Genomic DNA, 19,610 nt, shown 5'->3' with positions numbered 1-19,610 from the left:
CATGCCGATTTATCGCAAAAATTCTGGGGGCGTTTTCGCCCCGGTCACTGCGCTGAATATCAATGATAGTGGAAAATTTAAATCCGTCGCTGCAGCATGGATTAATGATAACGGGACGTTTAAAAAAATATTCCCCGCAACTCCGTCCGAACCGGTTCAGTGGGACCCTAGTGAGGGGAATAGCCTGTATATTACCCCCTCCACATCTACGTGGGTAACTATGACTCAAACAGGTGACGGATTTGCATTCTATCCAACAGGAACTGATTACCAACTTACTAGCTCGCAAGTTGTCGCTATAGATGATGATGACATGGAATATTCCATGGCTACAAATGGCACTGAAGCCTACAAGACTCCATATCCTAATCCCGTTTCATTTAAAGCTAAAGTTACGCCAATACGACTCGGCCTAAATTTTTCCGGATTCTACTTGAACGGTTTTTTTGTCGGTCGAGCGGTCAGGTTCAGATTTGACTGGAGATATAGAGGTATTGATTATTTCTACATTACTAATAGGATTGTTCGCGCATCTTAAGAAAAGAACGCATGCTGCTCGGCGATAATGTCGAGTGCATCCTCAAGTGTGGGGACTGGGTCTGTGTGAATTGTTGGCGCGTCTTTCTCATCGACACGAACAGCAACATAAAATCCAGAGTCTTCGATAACTGCATAAGAGCCTATCGGGCAATCTGTCAGCATGTCGTTGTCGTCTAATACGCAGATCGTCGTTCCGTGATAATCAATGGTTTTCATGATTTCGTTTTTGTATGTGAAGTAACACTATTGATAGTACAGGCATATGAGTGACGAATAAAGAGAGCTGCGGACTGTGGGGCATGGATGGGACATAAAAATACCGCAGACGATCTAAAAGAGAACGTAAGAGCATAAATCGACTGCGGTAACTATGGCTTTTTACTCAGATAATTCGGACAAAGACGCAGAGCTGAGAAATACTACTGCCTGTCCTCAACAAGCCTGATTGGGCGCGTTGAACATCTGATTTATATGGTATTATTGGTCACACAGAATATGCGTGGGGCATGTTTTTTCCCATCCTATTCAACCCTTGTGTACTAGCAGGATTATGCCGACCAGCACCGCCAACAGGACAATCGATAGCGCAATCGCAATACGCGTGGCTTTCTTGGCCTGAACCTTATCCCACCAGTTCGTCGGTTTGATACCCTGTATCAAAAACGTCGTTACTCCCGCCAGATTCACACAAATCAAGTTCACCAGAAACAGCGAAAGGGCTCCCATGGCCAAGGTAGGATGCCCACCACCAAACAGCAGACCTGAGGTCACTAGTGGCGGCAACATTGCTACCGCCACCATGACGCCAATCAATGCAGTCGATACTCCCGTTGTGAATGCCAACGCGCCTGCGCAGCCGGACGCCAGTGCCAGCACGATGTCGCCCAGACCTACTTGGGTGCGCAACGCCAATTCGGACAACGTCGGGTCCACGTTCAGAAGTAAACCGATGAGCACGGACAATACCAATGCCGACGCATTCCCTGCCAGCGCCGTCAGGAGCCCTTTTCGAAGCAGCGACACATCGCCTAATGTAATGCCGAGCGACAGCGCAATGCTTGGACCGAGCAGCGGCGCAATTACCATTGCTCCGATAATGACAGCCACGTTGTTATGGTGCAGGCCAATGGCCGCCACCACCGTGGACAGCGCCACCAGTGCCATATAGACCCGTGACAATTGCGCGCCGTTCTTAATGTCTTCATATAACTCTTCACGGCCGATCCGCTCGGGCGTTTTTTCTTCTGGCGCAGATGGTTCGGGCGCGGCAGTTTCCTCTGGTTCCACTTGGGCGCGTGGCAATGTCGCTTCGACCGGCAGGACCATTACCCGGTAGCCCTCTCTGCCGGTGTATTGTTTCTCCAGTAAATCCAATACCGTTTCACTTTGCACAGCATCCAACAGAATGCGCACCAGCACTTCGTCATCGGTCAACCGGATATGTCGGTGTTCAAGTACCTTGCAATCCTTAAGAAGCTCGCGGACGTCGCCGCTATCCCTCTCCTGCAACACCAATTCGAGCAAGCGTAGCGCCATTGAGTCTCTCCCTTTTGATGCACGATCGAGTCAGGCTGTCACCGTATTGTTATCTGTTTTAGCAATTCCCACACGGGCAACACAGTGTTACTGCCATCTCGATGGAAATTCCACTCTTGCCAGCGTTAATCTCAATGCTAGTCGTTCTCTAGCGCTTCAATTATAAATAATAGCTCAAGAAAATGGGGCCAAGAGCTCACCGCCTCGTCAAGACGTTGCACTCTGATCTGAATCCCGGGAATAAGGTGGCAGGGGAACGGTTCAAGGAAGAATAGTAGTCAATCATAAGAGGACAATATGCTAAATGTTCAAATAGAAGTCTCAGATGTGATAACTCAGGATCACCTTGGCCCAATTGAACACGGGTTGAATATCTTTAACGACGAAATGACAAATAGTAGTGACAGGAAACGGCTATCAAGCTCTAGCCAAAGGGGGAGCAGATCAACGTTTTTTAATGCTAGCTATGTTTATAAGCATGATTGGGCCAAATAATGCCCAATCATGGCGGGGAGTGGATTAACGTCCGAAAAGGTCACGCCGTTTAGGCCGGAAAGGTTGTGCAACCAAGACCAGTACAGCGACCAGCAGATAGGCACCAAAGATCACTATCATCCATTGTGGCATTTCCAGATTCATAAAATGCCATTGACGTTCAGCACAGTCTCCGGTAGCGCTGAAAATAGCAGGTAGCCATTTATCCAGCGGTAGCCAGGATGGAAAACTGACAAAGAAGTCACAGGTGTTAAATGGTGAAGGATGCAATTGAACATCAGTATGCTTTATGGCCAGCCCCAAGCCTTCTGCCGCACTGTATATCCATAATGCAATAGCGGGATAGCGCAGAAGGGTTGACGGAGCAATAGCTCCCACCAGACCGGCACCCATAATGCCAAACAGCGCACTACGTTGATAAATGCACAGCACACAGGGTTTCAGTAGCATCACATGCTGGAAGTAAAGCGCGACCAATTCAAGGACAAAGGCCGTTAATGCCATTAGTAGCCAAGTGCCGCGCTTACGGGAGCAACGGTTCAAAAATCGCAACATAACAAAAATTCCATACTAGAAACAATCGAATTGGTAGTGGAAACTCACTGCCATCATGTAAAACTTATCCCATTAGGACGCAATCATTTACCATATTGAATCAGATCATACTCATGCAACAACGACTGTTTTCTAATGTCAGAAAGATATTTTTCTGGTGCGCCTGGGTGTTGTAATCATTATCAAGTGGCTGTGTCAACAACGCCTGACAGGATAGGCTTTTGCTGCGTAAAATCACGTTGGTTTTCAATACTGCCTGAGGCAGGACCGGTGCTAATATTACCAGTCCTACCCCATACTATATACAACTTATCTGGATTAATGACCGACTGATAAAGGAATTGTCGGATAGGTAATCCATTGCAATTTCAAAAAGATATCGGTAAGTGGGACCAGTGTATACTCGACGCACAGCAAGCCGACCAGTGTCATCGTTATGGCATAAGGTAGCGCCATCCAAACCATTCGGCCATAAGAGAGACGAATCAAGGGGGCCAGTGTAGATGTCAACAGAAACAGAAATGCTGCCTGACCATTTGGTGTTGCCACTGAAGGTAGATTGGTCCCGGTATTAATGGCCACGGCCAACAATTCAAACTGTCGCAGAGAAATGCTTCCTTGCTCGTAGGCGTGCCGTGCTTCATTGATATAAACCGAACCCACAAACACGTTATCTGAAATAGATGACAGTAGACCATTGAACAGATAAAACAGCGTCATCTGTGAACTGGAAGATGATCGCAAGACAAAATTAATGATAGGGCTAAACAAATGCTGATCAATGATCACTGCCACAATAGTAAAAAAGACTGTCAGCAGGGCGGTAAAAGGTAGCGCATCCTGGAAGGCTTTCCCAATAGCATGTTCTTCTGTGATGCCGCCGAGAGAAGTGGCAAGGATAATCACCGATAGGCCGATTAATCCTACTTCAGCAAAATGAAACGCCAGCGCGATAATCAACCAGATGCCAATGAGAGCCTGTATTACCAGACGAGCACGATCCTGTGACGTACGTTTGGCTGTTGCTTCCCGGTCATAGTCTTGCAGCACATTGCGCACAATGGCGGGCAATGTACTGCCGTACCCAAACAGCTTAAAGCGTTCAACCAGAACACAAATTAGAATGCCGGATAAGAATACTGGCATGGTAACAGGGGTCATCCGCAGAAAGAAACTGACGAAATCCCAACCCGCGCTTTTGGCAATAATCAGGTTTTGCGGTTCGCCTACCATGGTCATCACTCCTCCCAATGCTGTGCCAACACCGGCATGCATCAACAGGCTGCGTAGGAAGCTGCGGAACTGTTCTAGTGATTGTTTATGCGCCTCTTCTGTCAGGCCGCTATCATCATTGATATCCGTGTACTCACCCTGACTCGAGGCAAATCGATGATAAATATCATAAAAACCAACTGCTACGCTAATAATAACCGCAATCACGGTCAATGCATCCAGAAATGCGGAAAGAAACGCTGCCGCAATACAGAAGGCAAGAGATAACCCAATTTTTGAATGGATATTTAGTAGTAAGCGGGTAAACACAAACAGCAACAGCTGTTTCATGAAGTAGATGCCGGCAACCATAAATACTAACAATAATAAAACTTCAATGTTGCCAGTGACTTCATGCCACACTTGGTCTGGGTTGGTCATGCCAATGAATATCGCTTCCAGTGCCAGTAATCCGCCTGGCTGCAAGGGGTAACATTTTAATGCCATGGCCAGAGTGAAAATAAATTCGATGACGAGTAACCACCCAGCAGCGAAAGTACTGACAAAAAAGAACAGCAATGGGTTTATAACGAGAAACAGCAGTATGGTGAGTTTGTACCAGTCTGGTGATTTACCTAAAAAATTCTTGAGGAGAATACTGTGAACAGGTATGTCCAACATTGTCGTGTTTTTTCCCTTACCGTTAAAATTGTTTAACAATATAAATTGTATTTGAAGAAATTTATATCAGAACGGAAAGTATATCCCTGTTTGTTTGAATGGAATTGTCTTTAATCACAGTTTTTATGTCGAATTTGTCTTTTAAAGTCCTGTATGCTATGTGCTGAAGAGTTCGTTTGGTATGATGATGTTGACTTTCATTGGTAAACATCGCTACGGAATATAAACTTATGGTTATAAAGGCGCAAAGTCCGGCGGGATTCGCGGAAGAGTATATTATTGAAAGTATATGGAATAATCGATTTCCTCCTGGGTCCATTCTGCCGGCAGAAAGGGAGCTTTCCGAACTGATTGGCGTGACACGTACTACGCTGCGTGAAGTATTGCAGCGGTTGTCACGTGATGGCTGGTTAACAATTCGGCACGGTAAGCCAACAAAAATCAATAACTTTTGGGAAACGTCAGGTCTCAATATTCTTGAGACACTGGCTCGACTGGATCACGACAGCGTTCCACAATTGATCGACAATCTGTTAGCTGTTCGTACCAATATCGCCGGCATTTTTATTCGCACGGCACTGAGGATTAATCCAGCACAAGCTCAGGAAGTTCTTAAGCCAGTTGAATCAGTAAATGATAGCGCTGATGCTGTCGCTGAACTGGATTACAATATTTTCCGTGGGCTGGCGTTTGCTTCCGGCAATCCGATATATGGGCTAATTCTGAATGGATTAAAAGGGATGTATTTACGCGTTGGGCGTTACTATTTCTCTAACCCGGATGCGCGTAAGCTGGCGTTGGCATTCTATCGTCGGTTGGATGCCATGTGCCATGATGGGCTTTATGAGCAAGTATTAGAGACAGTTCGTCATTATGGCAAGGAAAGCAGTGTGATTTGGCACAGTATGCAGAGTGCCATCCCGCACGATCTGGCGGAAGGTCATCGATAGTCGTCAGAAGGCAATAATAACGGGGAATCTGCACTGCAGACTCCCCGTTTATCGTTATGTACGCTGATATAACGCAAACTCTAGCTATAGCGGATTATTCCGAGGCGGACAGCGTTCTAACAGTTCGATATTGCCATCCTCGTTCATTTGCTCCATATAAACGTCAAACCCCCACAGTCGGTATATGTGTTTCATCACTTCATGCGCGCTTTTATCCAGTGGAGCCCGGTTCTGTGGAACGTAGCGCAGTGTCAATGAACGGTTGCCTCGTAAATCCACATTCCAAATCTGAATATTAGGTTCTATATTACTCAGATTGTATTGGGCAGAAAGTTCCTGCCGAATTTTGTGATAGCCTTTTTCATCATGGATTGCCGCAATTTCGAGGTAATTGTTGTTGTCGTCATCCAATACGGTAAACAGACGGAAATCACGCATTATCTTGGGTGACAGGAACTGACTGATAAAACTTTCATCCTTAAAATTCTGCATGGCGAAGTGCAGAGTATCTAACCAGTCCTTGCCGGCAGTATCCGGGAACCAATAACGATCTTCATCCGTCGGATTCTGGCAGATGCGTTTGATATCCTGGAACATGGCAAAACCCAATGCATACGGATTAATACCATTGTAGTAAGGGCTATTGTAAGGCGGCTGGTAAATGACATTAGTATGGCTGTGCAGAAATTCCATCATAAAACGATCAGATACCCGCCCCTCATCATAGAGGTGATTAAGGATGGTGTAGTGCCAGAATGTGGCCCAACCTTCATTCATAACCTGTGTTTGTTTTTGCGGATAATAGTACTGGCTTATTTTCCGCACGATACGAAGTATTTCACGCTGCCATGGTTCAAGTAACGGCGCATTTTTCTCCATAAAGTAAAGCAGATTTTCCTGAGGTTCTGATGGGAAACGACGTGATTTTTCTGGTGAGATTTCCTGCTCTTTGCGTGGAAGCGTCTTCCACAAATCATTGACCTGACTTTGCAGGTAAGCTTCGCGGCTTTTTTGACGTGACTTTTCCTCTTCCAGTGAGATCTTTTGTGGGCGTTTGTAGCGGTCAACACCGTAGCTCATCAATGCATGGCAAGAATCTAATAGCCGTTCGACTTCATCAACACCATAACGCTCTTCACACTGTGCAATATATTGACGGGCAAATATTAAGTAATCAATGATTGAACTGGCATCGGTCCAACTACGAAACAGATAATTTCCTTTGAAGAAAGAATTGTGTCCATAACAGGCATGGGCTATTACCAACGCTTGCATTGTCATGGTATTTTCTTCCATCAGGTAGGCGATGCAAGGATCAGAGTTGATAACGATTTCATACGCTAGCCCTTGTTGACCATGCTTGTAGCGCTGTTCTGTTTCAATAAATTTCTTACCAAATGACCAGTGTGCATAATTGATGGGCATCCCAATACTGGAATAGGCATCCATCATTTGTTCGGAGGTGATTACTTCAATTTGGTGAGGATAGGTATCCAACCGGTACAGTTTGGCTACCCGATCTATCTCATCCAGATAGATTTGCAATAAATCGAACGTCCAGTCAGGTCCATCATTCAGACGTTGTGGGTTTTGTATCCGATCATCAATCGTCATAGCCATCAGTGCGCCCCTCACAATTGCTGTCATCACATTATCGTGCCGACATAACTAAATCGTAGTTCAATCTGGGAAAAATGATGGTAAATCGGTAGCTTGGCAGAAAAAGCAAGTTAGGGTCGATATTCAATCATACGTCCAGTCTACTGCCTCTCATAATAGATAAAAACTATATCTGCAATTGATGACAATTATTATCTAAATGCTAAAGTAGTCTTTTATTCCAGTATAAGAGCCTTTATTCAGCAGATTTCGCGGCAAAAAAGCAAAGGATGGGGAGATAAGTAACGATGAAGGTGGTTATTTTAGGGAGTGGTGTTGTTGGTGTCAGTTCGGCCTGGTATCTAACACAGGCAGGGCACGAGGTCACTGTTATTGATCGGCAGCCAGAACCAGCACAGGAAACCAGTGCCGGTAACGCCGGACAGATTTCTCCCGGTTACTCTGCTCCCTGGGCTGCGCCGGGTATACCGATTAAAGCGATAAAATGGTTGTTTCAACGCCATGCACCATTGGCTATTCGTCCCGATTTTTCGACAGAACAATTGCGTTGGATGTGGCAAATGTTGCTCAACTGTGACACTTCACATTACAAGATTAATAAGGCTCGGATGGTCCGACTGGCGGAATACAGTCGTGATTGCCTGCAGGTATTACGTGAAAAAACAGCTATTCATTATGAAGGCCGGCAGGGCGGGACATTGCAGTTGTTTCGTACCCAGCAGCAATATGAGAACGCTTACCGTGATATCGCGGTGTTGCAGGATGCAGGCGTTCCCTATCAATTGCTGGAGACATCCGAACTGATAACCGTAGAGCCTGCTTTGGCCGGTGTCAGTCACCGTCTGACTGGGGGATTGCGCTTGCCTCATGACGAAACCGGTGACTGCCAGCTGTTTACCAAACAACTGGCGCAGATGGCGGCGGCGGCAGGCGTAACGTTTCGTTTCGGTCATACTGTCCAGTACCTGGAGGTAGCGGGGCAGCGGGTTGCCGGTGTGCAATGCGATGGCGAAAAAATCACTGCTGATGCTTATGTCGTGGCATGTGGTTCTTATTCTGCCAATTTACTGCAGCAGTGGTTCAAAATCCCGGTCTATCCTTTGAAAGGTTACTCTTTGACTATTCCGTTAACGGATGAAGCGAGTGCTCCGGTTTCGACTGTACTGGATGAAACCTATAAAGTCGCTATTACCCGGTTTGATCAACGTATTCGTGTCGGGGGTATGGCAGAGATCTCTGGGTTTGATCTTTCGCTGAATCCTAAACGGCGTGAAACGCTGGAGATGGTGGTCCGCGATCTATACCCTCATTGCGGATCGATAGAGCAGGCAACGTTTTGGACTGGTCTGCGACCGATGACTCCAGATGGTACTCCGCTGGTTGGACGTTCGCCGCTGCAAAATCTGTATCTAAATACGGGCCATGGCACATTGGGATGGACCATGGCCTGTGGCTCAGGGCAGCTCTTGGCGGATATTATCTCTGAAAAAACGCCGGATATTGAATCAGATGACCTATCATTTTCCCGTTATGCCTAATCTTCCCATGTTGCGCTGACCGGCGATAGGCTAAAGACATATTGAAAGATAAAACACAAGTCGCTTGGTTAAAGAATGATTAAACTGAGATGAATAATTGAGAAATGGTCAGCCAGCACGATCCAATGCTGGCTGATAACTGATTATTTTTCAACTGTTTGTTTATGGAACAATTCCCGGAACACTGGGTAGATATCAGCCTGATCGCGGATATGTTGCATGGCAAAGTTATCGAATTTATCCCGCAGCAGTTCATATTCTCGCCACAAGGTTTGATGAGAACGGCGAGTAATCTCTATATAGCTGTAGTACCGTACTATTGGCAGCAGATGGGTAGCCAACAGATCATGGCATAGCGGTGAGTCATCAGCCCAATTGTCGCCATCTGAAGCTTGTGCTGCATAAATGTTCCACTGTGCAGGGTCGTAACGTTCTTTTACCACTTCCTCCATCAATTTCAGGGCGCTGGAGACAATTGTGCCCCCGGTTTCCTGTGAGTAGAAAAATTCCTGCTCGTCGACCTCTTTGGCCTGAGTATGGTGGCGAATATATATCACCTCAACATTTTTATAGGTTCTGCTGAGGAACAGGTACAGCAGAATATAAAAGCGCTTGGCGATATCTTTTGTTGCCTGGTCCATTGACCCTGACACATCCATCAGACAGAACATGACGGCCTGGCTCGAAGGTTCGGGTCGCCGCTCATAGTTTTTGTAACGTAGATCAAAGCTGTCAATAAATGGCACTCTGTCAATACGTTGACGTAGTTCGGCAATTTCCTTACGCAGGCGTTCTTCTTCCAATAATTGCACTGGCTCGGTATTTTCCAGTAACGCGAGGTCTTCTTCCCGTTGATGCAGTTCACGGCGTTTCCCAGCAGTCATTGCCATTCGACGGGCGAGGGAGTTTTGCAGTGAACGTACCACGCTGATATTGGCAGGAACACCATTGGCGGTATAGCCTGCCCGATGTGTTTTATATTCAGTCAACTGTTGGTGCTGGTTTTTTTTCAAGTTTGGTAGAGCCAGATCCTCAAACAACAGGTCAAGATATTCATCTTTTGAAATCTGAAAGACAAATTCATCTTGTCCTTCACCGTCCTGGCTGGCGTCCCCCTGACCAGAACCGCTGCCACCTCCGCTCGGCGGCCGCTCGATCTTGTCATTCTCGACAAAGTGGTCATTGCCTGGATGGACACGATGGCGCACGCCCCCCTGGCCTTGATGGAACGTCGGCTCGCTGATATCTGCATTAGGAATCGAGATGGATTCCCCGTTATCTATATCGGTTACCGAACGCTTGTTGATGGCCTCGGAAATCGACTGTTTTATTTGCGACTTGTAACGGCGTAAAAAGCGCTGGCGGTTAACCGCGCTTTTGTTTTTTCCGTTTAGCCGTCGATCAATGAAATAGGCCATGATTCCCCCAAACGATGTTGCCTGGCGATATGCTGCATCAAGACGACTTCCTCACACGCAGATACCATTCGCACAACAAGCGAACCTGTTTCCGGGTGTAGCCTTTTTCCATCATGCGGTCAACGAAGTCATCATGTTTTTTCTGTTCGTCTGTCGAGGTTTTGGTATTAAACGAAATGACCGGCAACAACTCTTCCGTGTTGGAGAACATTTTTTTCTCAATGACGGTGCGCAATTTCTCATAGCTGGTCCAGTTTGGATTATGCCCATTGTTGTTGGCTCGGGCACGCAGCACAAAATTGACAATTTCGTTACGAAAATCTTTTGGATTGCTGATACCAGCCGGTTTTTCGATTTTTTCCAGCTCGGCGTTAAGCGATTCACGATCAAACAATTGTCCGGTATCTGGATCTCGGTATTCTTGATCCTGAATCCAGAAGTCGGCGTAGGTGACATAGCGATCGAAAATGTTTTGTCCATATTCCGAGTAGGATTCGAGATAGGCGGTCTGAATTTCTTTGCCAATAAATTCCGCATATTTTGGAATCAGATAGCCTTTCAGATACTCCAGATATTTTTCCGCTATATCTTGTGGGAATTGTTCACGCTCAATCTGTTGCTCTAACACATAAAACAGATGTACTGGATTTGCTGCCACTTCACCGTGATCGAAGTTAAATACTCGAGACAGAATTTTGAAGGCGAAGCGGGTGGAAAGGCCAGTCATTCCCTCGTCCACACCGGCATAGTCACGGTATTCCTGATATGATTTTGATTTAGGGTCAGTATCTTTCAGACTTTCACCATCATAGACCCGCATTTTTGAATAAAGGCTGGAATTTTCCGGGTCTTTAAGCCGTGACAATATGGAGAAACGAGCCAGCATTTCCAGCGTGCCAGGTGCACAAGGAGAGTCTGATAATTCACTGTTTTTCAGTAATTTATCGTAAATTTTGACCTCTTCAGACACTCTCAGACAATAAGGAACTTTCACGATATAAACACGGTCAAGAAAGGCCTCATTGTTTTTATTATTACGGAATTGTACCCATTCGGATTCGTTGGAGTGGGCCAGAATAATACCGTTGAATGGCAGGGCCGCGATGCCTTCCGTACCGTTATAGTTGCCTTCCTGAGTCGCAGTCAACAATGGATGCAGCACTTTAATCGGTGCTTTGAACATTTCCACGAACTCCATTATGCCTTGGTTGGCACGGCACAATGCACCGGAATACCCGTAGGCATCGGGATCGTTTTGAGCATAATGTTCCAGTTTACGGATGTCTACTTTGCCGACCAGGGCTGAAATATCTTGATTGTTTTCATCGCCAGGTTCGGTTTTGGCAATAGCCAGTTGGCCCAGAATTGACGGCCAGACCTTAACAACACGGAATTTGGTAACGTCTCCGCCAAACTCCTGTAGGCGTTTAGCTGCCCATGGGGACATGATTGTGCCGAGATAACGACGGGGAATGTTGTACTCTTTTTCCAGAATAGAGGCATCTTCCTGTGGATTAAACAGACTTAGCGGATGATCGTTAACCGGACTCCGTTCGCCATTGGCGCTGAGCACATAAATGGGCACTCGCTGCATCAGTACTTTTAGGCGTTCCGCCAAGGATGATTTCCCCCCACCAACCGGACCCAGCAAATAGAGAATCTGTTTTTTCTCTTCCAAACCCTGTGAGGCATGTCTGAGATAAGACACGATCTGTTCAATCGCTTCCTCCATGCCATAGAATTCTTCAAACGCAGGATACCGGGCAATCACCCGGTTAGAAAATAAACGGGACAGACGCGATTCCTGTGCGGTGTCCACCATTACTGGATCGCCAATGGCCATTAATAACCGTTCGGCAGCATTTGCATACGCACTGCGATCCTGCTGACAGATGGCAAGAAATTCCTGCAGAGTGAACTCTTCATCTTTGGCAGCGTCGTAGCGCTGACGGTAGTGATCAAATATGTTCATAGCGATGCCCGTCCTTCGTCGATTAACACAGAGTAAGAGAGCGAATAGAATGCATGTGGCCTATATAATGGTTGGCTCTCCCAAAAGAAGAAACTCTCTCTGAGTACAGCAACCCTTATGCCAACTTGTGGTGCAGAGTGCTGTGATAATAAATTTACAGCATGAACTCAAGGAAAATTTCTCCTTCTGTTTAAAGCGTAGTTTGCATCCGTGAAATTTCCTCTATTCTCCCAACATTTTTTAAGATATTTCAATGACTCACTTCAGTAGCATTACATATAATATCATTTGCCATAGCTAACATGTGCATTCGAATTGTTATCGTTTTTAACAGATAAAGTGGTTACTATGTATCAGCCTCCAATCTGGTTGGACAAGTAACTGCTAGAAGTGGTTGATCGGGTAACTGCCAGAAATGATAACGACTCAATCTTAATACGATGCAAATCTGAACAGGAAACAGATAACTGTGAAAAAATGTCAACTATCACTTTTAACGGTATTGGTTACCGGAACGTTAGTCGCATCCTCTGCTTATGCGGGCGAATTCGCATTAGGGGGAGGGATTATCGGGGAAAACTCGGTATATAAGGGAGACGATACTCATGTAGATCCCTTTCCATTTTTTTCCTATGAGAGTGAAAATTTTTATTTTCATGGCTTGGGAGGGGGATATTACCTATGGAATGATGAGCGGAACAAACTTTCGCTAACTGCCAGTTATTTTCCCTTTGGTTTCAAGCCCAGCGATAGTAGTGATGCCCAAGTACAGAAGTTAGATAGACGCCGTAGTACGTTGATGGCCGGTATTGCATATAGGCATGATGAAGATTGGGGGACAATACGCACGTCACTGGTAGGGGATACGTTGGATAACAGTAATGGTCTTACCGGGGATCTCGCCTATTTGTATCGTTTTAACATGGACGACTGGAGCATAACACCTGGTGTCGGGGTAACTTGGGACAGCAAGAATCAGAACCGCTATTATTATGGTGTTTCTGATAGTGAATCCGCACGTTCGGGCTTGAGTAGCTATAACCCGAATGACAGTTGGTCTCCTTATGTGGAACTGCTAGCAAACTACAAAATCAGTCAAAAATGGAACGCGTGGGTAACCAGCCGTTACACTCATCTGGCTGATGAGGTAAAAAATAGCCCGATAGTAGATAAAAACTACAGTCTGCTGTTCGGTGCAGGAGTTAGTTATACTTTCTGAGTTGTTCTGCTCACCTATTGTGCGCTTGTTGCACAGTAATGGGGCGCTGTTACTCTATTTGCATACTTTCAGTGCGTGAAGTTTAGTGTTGCCCACGTAGAAAGAGGCCCGACAATTATGGCAGTAAAAACGGTAACATTTCCTGATGGTTCGAGTGTGCCGGCTATCGGTCAGGGAACCTGGTATATGGGAGAAAACCCGCAGCAAAAAGCTGAAGAGGTCAGGGCGCTGCGAGTTGGAATAGAACAGGGATTACGACTGATTGATACTGCTGAAATGTATGCAGAGGGCGGGGCCGAAGACGTCGTAGGCGAAGCTATTCGAGGGCGTCGCGACCAGGTGTATCTGGTTTCTAAGGTTTATCCGCATAATGCGGGAGGTGAGAAAGCCATAACGGCTTGTGAACGTAGTCTGAAGCGCTTACAGACGGAATATATTGATCTCTATCTGCTGCATTGGCGAGGCGGTGTTCCTCTGGTGGATACGATTGCTGCCATGGAGCAATTGCAGCAGGCCGGGAAAATTGGCCGTTGGGGTGTATCCAATCTGGCTGTGGATGATATGCAGGAATTGTGGTCGTTGAATGGCGGTGAACAGTGCATGACCGACCAAGTTCTTTATCATCTGGCTTCGCGTGGTATTGAGTATGATTTATTACCGTGGTGTCAACAACGACATGTTCCGGTCATGGCGTATTGCCCGTTGGCACAGGCTGGAAAGTTGAAATGTGATTTATTGAAAGCGCCAACAGTGATGACGGTTGCGCGGCGACATGGGCTTTCGGCAGCACAAGTACTATTGGCTTGGGTGATTCGCCAGCATGGAGTAATCGCCATTCCTAAAGCCAGCTCAGAAGTACATGTAAAAGAAAACGCAAAGGTACTGTCGGTAACATTGAGCACGGAAGATATTGCCTTGTTGGACAAGGCTTTCCCTGCACTATCACACAAGCAAATGCTGGACGTGGTGTAACCACCCGAGAAATATGGCTGGTATCTGCCAGCCATAGACGTAATACGTAGGCTATTTTTTGATCTTAATGGTCGTCGATAACCTGGCTGGCGTATGTGTCGTCGCGGTAAACGGCTGGTTGATGCGTGCAGTTTCCACACAGACAAATGTTTTATAACCGTCATCCGTCATATCCGCGATAGTGTGGGACAATTCTGCACCTGGATTCCATGACACAACATCGCTGTGATGAGTGTGGTGTATCTCAATAGTGCGATGCAATTCAGGATCGTGAATTTTACTGATTGCTTGTGGCTGGGTATAAATGCGATCGGTGCGATCGGTGAAGCGCAAATCGCCCTGCTGAGTTGCTATCTTCCCTTGATTAACCTTATCAATGAATGTCTCGCCCAGACCGCTAATACTGATCTGCTTGATGTCACCAATCTGGAAGTAAGCATGTAACGCGCTGGTAATGCTGTAATCACCATGTGATTCCAATTCAATGTGACACTCTTTCCCTAAATTGAAACGTGCAATGAGCGTGAATTCATGCGGCCATTGTTCGCGTGTTTTGGCATTATCACGCAGAGTGAATGCCAGGTGAACACCTTTCTCATCTTCACTGTGAGATGTGAACTCCCACGGCAGCAGACGAGCAAAGCCATGATTCGGTTCTGATACTGGACCAAACCAGGGGAAACAGATTGGTATGCCGCCGCGGATGGCAACATTCTCTGTAAACGGTGTATTGTCGCTCAGCCACAATACCGGGTGTTCTCCTTGCGGTTGCCAGCTTATCAGGTGTGCACCCTGTAGTGTAATGGCAGCACGAACTTGCGGATGTTCCACCACGATCACCGGTAGGTGATCTAACTGACGTTGACTGATTGTAGGTGTGATTTGTTGAAGTATGGGGAGAGAGAAAACTTTATCGTTCATGATATTGCCCGTTTGTTGTTTGTTACTAACCAGCAAATAAAAAGGGCGACACAGTGTCGCCCTTTTTCATCTATCGATCACCCGGTTATTTAGAGATATGGGAGATCAGATCCAGAACTTTATTGGAGTAGCCAGTTTCATTATCGTACCAGGAAATCAGCTTCACAAAAGTGTCACTCAAAGCAATACCGGCTTTGGCATCGAACACAGATGTCAGTTTTTCACCGTTAAAGTCGGTAGAAACCACGTCATCTTCCGTGTAGCCCATAACGCCTTTCAGTTCGCCTTCAGAAGCCGCCTTGATGGCCGCACAGATTTCTTTGTAAGAAGCCGGTTTTGCCAGACGGGCAGTAAGGTCAACCACAGATACGTTCGGGGTCGGTACACGGAACGCCATACCTGTCAGTTTGCCATTCAGTTCAGGAATGACCTTACCTACAGCTTTGGCTGCACCGGTAGACGATGGAATGATGTTCTGAGACGCGCCACGGCCACCACGCCAGTCTTTGTGAGAAGGACCATCAACTGTTTTCTGAGTAGCGGTAGTTGAATGAACAGTGGTCATCAATGCTTCAACGATACCAAAATTGTCATTAATAACTTTTGCCAACGGAGCCAAGCAGTTAGTAGTACAAGATGCGTTGGAAACGATGTCCTGTCCAGCATAAGATTTGTGGTTTACACCCATTACAAACATCGGGGTAGCATCTTTGGAAGGACCGGTCAGAACGACTTTCTTGGCTCCAGCCTGAATGTGTTTACGAGCAGTTTCGTCGGTCAGGAAGATACCTGTTGCTTCAGCAACGACATCAACGCCAACTTCGCCCCATTTCAGGTTAGCCGGATCTCTTTCAGCGGTAACACGGATAGTTTTGCCGTTAACTACCAAATGGCCGTCTTTCACTTCAACGGTGCCGTTAAAGCGACCGTGAGTTGAGTCATACTTCAGCATGTAAGCCATATAGTCTGCATCTAACAGATCGTTGATAGCAACGATTTCGATGTCAGAACGTTCTTGTGCAGCGCGGAAAACAATACGGCCGATGCGGCCAAATCCGTTGATACCTACTTTAATAGTCATATATTCCACCAGCTATGGGTTAGTGAATAAAGGTTGGTTGTAAAATTACAAAAACCTTACTGAGCGTCAAGCGGAATCGTGTCAATAGTTGCTATAAGTCAAAACTCTGAACAATCTTTGCACGATAAAACAGCGATCAGTGTAACTAGATCATATGCCTCAATGATATGAGGAATACCTCATCAATAGAACACCTATCACAGACATAATTGAGACGGAGATCACAATTAAAATTATGCCCTGCTATTGAGCCATAGTGTAGGCCAAAATGGCCTGCTCAGGTGTTAATTTTTTGTTAGAATTAAAAACCACATCGGTAGATAATGCTTTAAGTCTCTGTGAGAAAGCTATGACAAAAGATACATCTTCTCAACCTGCGCTGGAGCGTCTGACTGAAATGCAGCGTTATGTCACACAACAGCGGGGCACTGAACCGGCATACTCAGGCAAGTTTCTTCATAACAAGCAAACAGGCGTTTATCACTGCTTGTGCTGCCAGCAGCCGTTGTTCTACTCTGACCGGAAATATGATTCTGGTTGTGGTTGGCCGAGTTTCGATCAACCGGTATCCATCGACGCGATTCGTTATCTGGATGATTATTCACACAATATGCAACGGATTGAAATCCGATGTGGCCATTGCGATGCTCATTTAGGTCATGTGTTCCCTGATGGTCCCCCGGAGACGACTGGTGAGCGTTACTGTGTGAACTCCACGTCACTCAGTTTCACTGATACGGACGATGGAGAAAAAATAGACGGATAATTCGTTTCGTAATCTAATGACTTGAAACGTTTCAGCAAAACGTGTTGGATGGCAGGAAAACAGATGCAACTTGATGACTTGATCAATACTATGACCCCGGAAATTTATCAGCGACTGGTAACGGCTGTCGAATTGGGTAAATGGCCGGATGGTGTGTCACTGACTGCGGAACAGAAAGAAAATTCGTTGCAAATAGTGATGCTGTGGCAGTCCCGGCATAATATTGATGCGGAACACATGAGCATTAATACACAAGGTGAAGTTGAAATAAAAAGTAAGCAAACACTGAAACAGCAATTTCAGGAAGCGCCGATAATTACACTGAAACCACAGGATTAGGCAACTGAAAGCATCCTGATTTTAAGTAACCCGTCGTAATTGATGTTACTACGGGTTATTCCGATCGACTCACACACTTTATGAAAGAGAGTCGATAAACGTCGGCAAGTCTATCAATGTGGCACCATGATGCGCCATGTTTTGAAGCGCCAGTTGGCTGTCTTGCGGCTGTAGATTGACGCCCCGACATCCTTCGACTAATACTTCTGTTTGATATCCCAAGGACAGAGCGTCTAGCACGGTATAGTTAACGCAGTAATCTGTCGCCAGTCCCATAACGGTGAGTCGGTTAATACTGTGTGCCTTCAGCCAATCGTCCAGGCAGGTTTTAGCACGATGCCCGTTATCAAAAAAGGCGCTATAACTGTCGATATTGCTTTGCGTACCTTTACGTACAACCCAGTTTATGGCTTGGCGATTGAGATCGGCATGAAAATCGGCACCAGTCTGTTCTTGTACGCAGTGAACTGGCCACCAAACTTGTGGCAAACCGTCCAGTTCACCTATTTCCCCCACCACTGAGCCAGAATTGATGGCAAAGCTACGATGATTTGCTGGATGCCAATCTTGACTGGCGATGACTGCAACAGTGGCTGCCTTGCAAGCTTCAATGGCTTGATTGGCTACTGAAATAACCTGGTCACCGTCAGTTATCGGCAACGCGCCGCCTGGACAGAAATCATTCTGCAAATCGATCAGTAATAACGCTCTGTTCATAACTGTTCCTCTTAATCTTTGTCGCTCAGCTCACCGCGTAGATTTTGCTGCATCAGACGGCGGACATCGACTGGCGAGAGATCATCACGACTGAGTAAATAATGTAGTTTTGTCAGTGCGGCTTCAACCGTCATATCGAAACCACTGATGACACCGGCTTGTGCTAGTGCGTTACCGGTAGCGTATCCTTCCATATTGACTCGTCCTGAAATGCACTGTGTCAGATTAACGACCACAATGCCTCGCTCTGACGCCTGGCGAAGTTCATTAAGCAGTCCAGAACTTTGTGGGGCATTACCGACACCATAAGATCGTAATATCAGTGCCTTGACGGGCTGGCGCAAAAAGTTGCTGACAACATCGGCGGAAATACCGGGATAAATAGTGATAACGCCAATGGGTTGCGGCGTAATGTCATGGACGATCAGCGCACCGGAGGCGGGTGTTTGTGGTAGTGGCGCCAATCGACGGATATGGATACCGGCTTCCAGCAATGGAGGGTAGTTGGGGGAGGCAAACGCATCAAAACCGTCAGCATGCGCTTTAGTGGTTCGGTTTCCACGTAGCAGTTTGTTGTTAAAAAACAGACTGACTTCATTCACTGGATGATTGGCGGCTACATACAACGCATTCAGCAGATTAGTCTGACCATCCGAGCGCAGTTCGGCCAATGGAATTTGTGACCCTGTCACTATTACCGGCTTGGCGAGATTCTCCAACATGAAGGAGAGTGCGGATGCTGTAAATGCCATGGTGTCTGTGCCATGCAAAATGACGAAACCATCATAATTGTCATAGTGTTGCTGAATATCATTGGCGATAGATTGCCAGTCCGCTGGTGTCATATCCGAAGAGTCGATTAACGGCGTGTATTCATGAATGGTGAAAGACGGCATTTCCAGTCGATGAAATTCCGGCATGTTGGCTACCTGCTGCTGCAGATGACCGGAGACGGGAATATAGCCGTTTTCTGAGCGTTGCATACCGATGGTACCGCCGGTATAGGCAACATAAATGGATTTTTTTTGCATGGATATCATTACAAGAGATAAAACGCTGGATGATAAATGTAACCAGC

The 19,610-nt window shown here is 46.3% G+C and carries 18 protein-coding genes; 7 read left to right on the top strand and 11 right to left on the bottom strand.

Features of this window, described 5'->3' with window-relative positions:
* The first annotated feature begins 1 nt into the window (after window position 1).
* Window positions 2–538 (top strand): hypothetical protein, encoded by a 537-nt coding sequence (locus tag CWC46_RS14110; RefSeq protein ID WP_021015915.1) that lies wholly within the window; start codon window positions 2–4, stop codon window positions 536–538.
* Here CWC46_RS14110 and CWC46_RS14105 read toward each other — a convergent pair.
* The 4 genes from CWC46_RS14105 to nhaB all read right to left on the bottom strand — a co-directional run bounded on the left by CWC46_RS14105 (window position 535) and on the right by nhaB (window position 5,019).
* Window positions 535–756 carry a hypothetical protein gene (locus CWC46_RS14105; RefSeq protein WP_021015916.1) on the bottom strand — a complete coding sequence of 74 codons (222 nt, stop codon included), beginning with the start codon at window positions 754–756 and terminating at the stop codon, window positions 535–537. The two genes, CWC46_RS14110 and CWC46_RS14105, sit on opposite strands and share 4 nt — an antisense overlap.
* Before the next feature lie 309 nt (window positions 757–1,065).
* Window positions 1,066–2,076 carry a TIGR00341 family protein gene (locus tag CWC46_RS14100; RefSeq protein ID WP_021015917.1) on the bottom strand — a complete coding sequence of 337 codons (1,011 nt, stop codon included), beginning with the start codon at window positions 2,074–2,076 and terminating at the stop codon, window positions 1,066–1,068.
* 519 nt (window positions 2,077–2,595) lie between these two features.
* Window positions 2,596–3,126, bottom strand: a complete 531-nt coding sequence (gene dsbB / locus CWC46_RS14095; protein WP_021015919.1) for a disulfide bond formation protein DsbB — start codon at window positions 3,124–3,126, stop codon at window positions 2,596–2,598.
* Window positions 3,127–3,444: 318 nt separating this feature from the next.
* Entirely contained in the window at window positions 3,445–5,019 is a 1,575-nt protein-coding gene (nhaB, locus tag CWC46_RS14090; protein ID WP_021015920.1) for a sodium/proton antiporter NhaB, read from the bottom strand.
* 230 nt (window positions 5,020–5,249) lie between these two features.
* Between nhaB and fadR the strand changes: the two genes are divergently transcribed.
* Window positions 5,250–5,969 carry a fatty acid metabolism transcriptional regulator FadR gene (fadR, locus tag CWC46_RS14085; RefSeq protein WP_021015921.1) on the top strand — a complete coding sequence of 240 codons (720 nt, stop codon included), beginning with the start codon at window positions 5,250–5,252 and terminating at the stop codon, window positions 5,967–5,969.
* Window positions 5,970–6,053: 84 nt separating this feature from the next.
* Here fadR and CWC46_RS14080 read toward each other — a convergent pair whose 3' ends face one another.
* A complete protein-coding gene (locus CWC46_RS14080) occupies window positions 6,054–7,589 on the bottom strand; it encodes a SpoVR family protein (protein ID WP_021015922.1) in 1,536 nt (511 codons plus the stop codon).
* A gap of 287 nt (window positions 7,590–7,876) precedes the next feature.
* Between CWC46_RS14080 and CWC46_RS14075 the strand changes: the two genes are divergently transcribed.
* A complete protein-coding gene (locus tag CWC46_RS14075; RefSeq protein ID WP_021015923.1) occupies window positions 7,877–9,127 on the top strand; it encodes a D-amino acid dehydrogenase in 1,251 nt (416 codons plus the stop codon).
* A gap of 143 nt (window positions 9,128–9,270) precedes the next feature.
* Here CWC46_RS14075 and CWC46_RS14070 read toward each other — a convergent pair whose 3' ends face one another.
* Both CWC46_RS14070 and CWC46_RS14065 read right to left on the bottom strand, forming a co-directional pair.
* Window positions 9,271–10,545, bottom strand: a complete 1,275-nt coding sequence (locus CWC46_RS14070) for a YeaH/YhbH family protein (RefSeq protein WP_021015924.1) — start codon at window positions 10,543–10,545, stop codon at window positions 9,271–9,273.
* A 37-nt stretch (window positions 10,546–10,582) separates the two neighbouring features.
* Window positions 10,583–12,517 (bottom strand): PrkA family serine protein kinase, encoded by a 1,935-nt coding sequence (locus CWC46_RS14065; protein WP_021015925.1) that lies wholly within the window; start codon window positions 12,515–12,517, stop codon window positions 10,583–10,585.
* 469 nt (window positions 12,518–12,986) lie between these two features.
* Here CWC46_RS14065 and CWC46_RS14060 point away from each other — a divergent pair, with 469 nt between their 5' ends.
* Both CWC46_RS14060 and CWC46_RS14055 read left to right on the top strand, forming a co-directional pair.
* Window positions 12,987–13,736, top strand: a complete 750-nt coding sequence (locus CWC46_RS14060; protein WP_021015926.1) for a MipA/OmpV family protein — start codon at window positions 12,987–12,989, stop codon at window positions 13,734–13,736.
* 117 nt (window positions 13,737–13,853) lie between these two features.
* Window positions 13,854–14,708, top strand: coding sequence for an aldo/keto reductase (locus CWC46_RS14055; protein WP_021015927.1), 855 nt, complete (start codon window positions 13,854–13,856; stop codon window positions 14,706–14,708).
* Window positions 14,709–14,759: 51 nt separating this feature from the next.
* Here the strand turns inward: CWC46_RS14055 and CWC46_RS14050 are convergent, their stop codons facing one another.
* Window positions 14,760–15,629, bottom strand: a complete 870-nt coding sequence (locus CWC46_RS14050; RefSeq protein WP_021015928.1) for a D-hexose-6-phosphate mutarotase — start codon at window positions 15,627–15,629, stop codon at window positions 14,760–14,762.
* Between the two features lie 85 nt (window positions 15,630–15,714).
* Window positions 15,715–16,710, bottom strand: coding sequence for a glyceraldehyde-3-phosphate dehydrogenase (gapA, locus tag CWC46_RS14045; protein WP_021015929.1), 996 nt, complete (start codon window positions 16,708–16,710; stop codon window positions 15,715–15,717).
* 349 nt (window positions 16,711–17,059) lie between these two features.
* On the opposite strand from gapA, the gene msrB reads away from it, so the two are divergent.
* Together msrB and CWC46_RS14035 are read left to right on the top strand one after the other, a co-directional pair.
* Window positions 17,060–17,476, top strand: a complete 417-nt coding sequence (gene msrB / locus CWC46_RS14040) for a peptide-methionine (R)-S-oxide reductase MsrB (protein ID WP_037381983.1) — start codon at window positions 17,060–17,062, stop codon at window positions 17,474–17,476.
* 63 nt (window positions 17,477–17,539) lie between these two features.
* Window positions 17,540–17,815 (top strand): YeaC family protein, encoded by a 276-nt coding sequence (locus CWC46_RS14035; RefSeq protein WP_021015931.1) that lies wholly within the window; start codon window positions 17,540–17,542, stop codon window positions 17,813–17,815.
* 78 nt (window positions 17,816–17,893) lie between these two features.
* On the opposite strand, the gene pncA is transcribed toward CWC46_RS14035, so the two are convergent.
* The gene (gene pncA, locus CWC46_RS14030) at window positions 17,894–18,532 is read right to left on the bottom strand and encodes a bifunctional nicotinamidase/pyrazinamidase (protein WP_021015932.1); all 639 of its coding nucleotides are present in this window, start codon (window positions 18,530–18,532) and stop codon (window positions 17,894–17,896) included.
* Window positions 18,533–18,543: 11 nt separating this feature from the next.
* Window positions 18,544–19,563, bottom strand: a complete 1,020-nt coding sequence (gene ansA / locus CWC46_RS14025; protein ID WP_021015933.1) for an asparaginase — start codon at window positions 19,561–19,563, stop codon at window positions 18,544–18,546.
* Window positions 19,564–19,610 lie beyond the last annotated feature (47 nt).

Origin of the sequence: Prodigiosinella confusarubida (assembly GCF_002847015.1) — a bacterium.
In the GTDB taxonomy this organism is placed as follows: Bacteria; Pseudomonadota; Gammaproteobacteria; order Enterobacterales; family Enterobacteriaceae; genus Prodigiosinella; species Prodigiosinella aquatilis.
Note: the sequence above shows the minus strand (reverse complement) of the source record. Positions and strands in the feature narration are given on the sequence as shown.

What these genes read in the sequence shown, in the direction of transcription:
- CWC46_RS14110 (WP_021015915.1), top strand. Translation starts at nt 2, where the DNA reads ATGCCGATTTATCGCAAAAATTCTGGGGGCGTTTTCGCCCCGGTCACT.
- CWC46_RS14105 (WP_021015916.1), bottom strand. Translation starts at nt 756, where the DNA reads ATGAAAACCATTGATTATCACGGAACGACGATCTGCGTATTAGACGAC.
- CWC46_RS14100 (WP_021015917.1), bottom strand. Translation starts at nt 2,076, where the DNA reads ATGGCGCTACGCTTGCTCGAATTGGTGTTGCAGGAGAGGGATAGCGGC.
- dsbB (WP_021015919.1), bottom strand. Translation starts at nt 3,126, where the DNA reads ATGTTGCGATTTTTGAACCGTTGCTCCCGTAAGCGCGGCACTTGGCTA.
- nhaB (WP_021015920.1), bottom strand. Translation starts at nt 5,019, where the DNA reads ATGTTGGACATACCTGTTCACAGTATTCTCCTCAAGAATTTTTTAGGT.
- fadR (WP_021015921.1), top strand. Translation starts at nt 5,250, where the DNA reads ATGGTTATAAAGGCGCAAAGTCCGGCGGGATTCGCGGAAGAGTATATT.
- CWC46_RS14080 (WP_021015922.1), bottom strand. Translation starts at nt 7,589, where the DNA reads ATGGCTATGACGATTGATGATCGGATACAAAACCCACAACGTCTGAAT.
- CWC46_RS14075 (WP_021015923.1), top strand. Translation starts at nt 7,877, where the DNA reads ATGAAGGTGGTTATTTTAGGGAGTGGTGTTGTTGGTGTCAGTTCGGCC.
- CWC46_RS14070 (WP_021015924.1), bottom strand. Translation starts at nt 10,545, where the DNA reads ATGGCCTATTTCATTGATCGACGGCTAAACGGAAAAAACAAAAGCGCG.
- CWC46_RS14065 (WP_021015925.1), bottom strand. Translation starts at nt 12,517, where the DNA reads ATGAACATATTTGATCACTACCGTCAGCGCTACGACGCTGCCAAAGAT.
- CWC46_RS14055 (WP_021015927.1), top strand. Translation starts at nt 13,854, where the DNA reads ATGGCAGTAAAAACGGTAACATTTCCTGATGGTTCGAGTGTGCCGGCT.
- CWC46_RS14050 (WP_021015928.1), bottom strand. Translation starts at nt 15,629, where the DNA reads ATGAACGATAAAGTTTTCTCTCTCCCCATACTTCAACAAATCACACCT.
- gapA (WP_021015929.1), bottom strand. Translation starts at nt 16,710, where the DNA reads ATGACTATTAAAGTAGGTATCAACGGATTTGGCCGCATCGGCCGTATT.
- msrB (WP_037381983.1), top strand. Translation starts at nt 17,060, where the DNA reads ATGACAAAAGATACATCTTCTCAACCTGCGCTGGAGCGTCTGACTGAA.
- CWC46_RS14035 (WP_021015931.1), top strand. Translation starts at nt 17,540, where the DNA reads ATGCAACTTGATGACTTGATCAATACTATGACCCCGGAAATTTATCAG.
- pncA (WP_021015932.1), bottom strand. Translation starts at nt 18,532, where the DNA reads ATGAACAGAGCGTTATTACTGATCGATTTGCAGAATGATTTCTGTCCA.
- ansA (WP_021015933.1), bottom strand. Translation starts at nt 19,563, where the DNA reads ATGCAAAAAAAATCCATTTATGTTGCCTATACCGGCGGTACCATCGGT.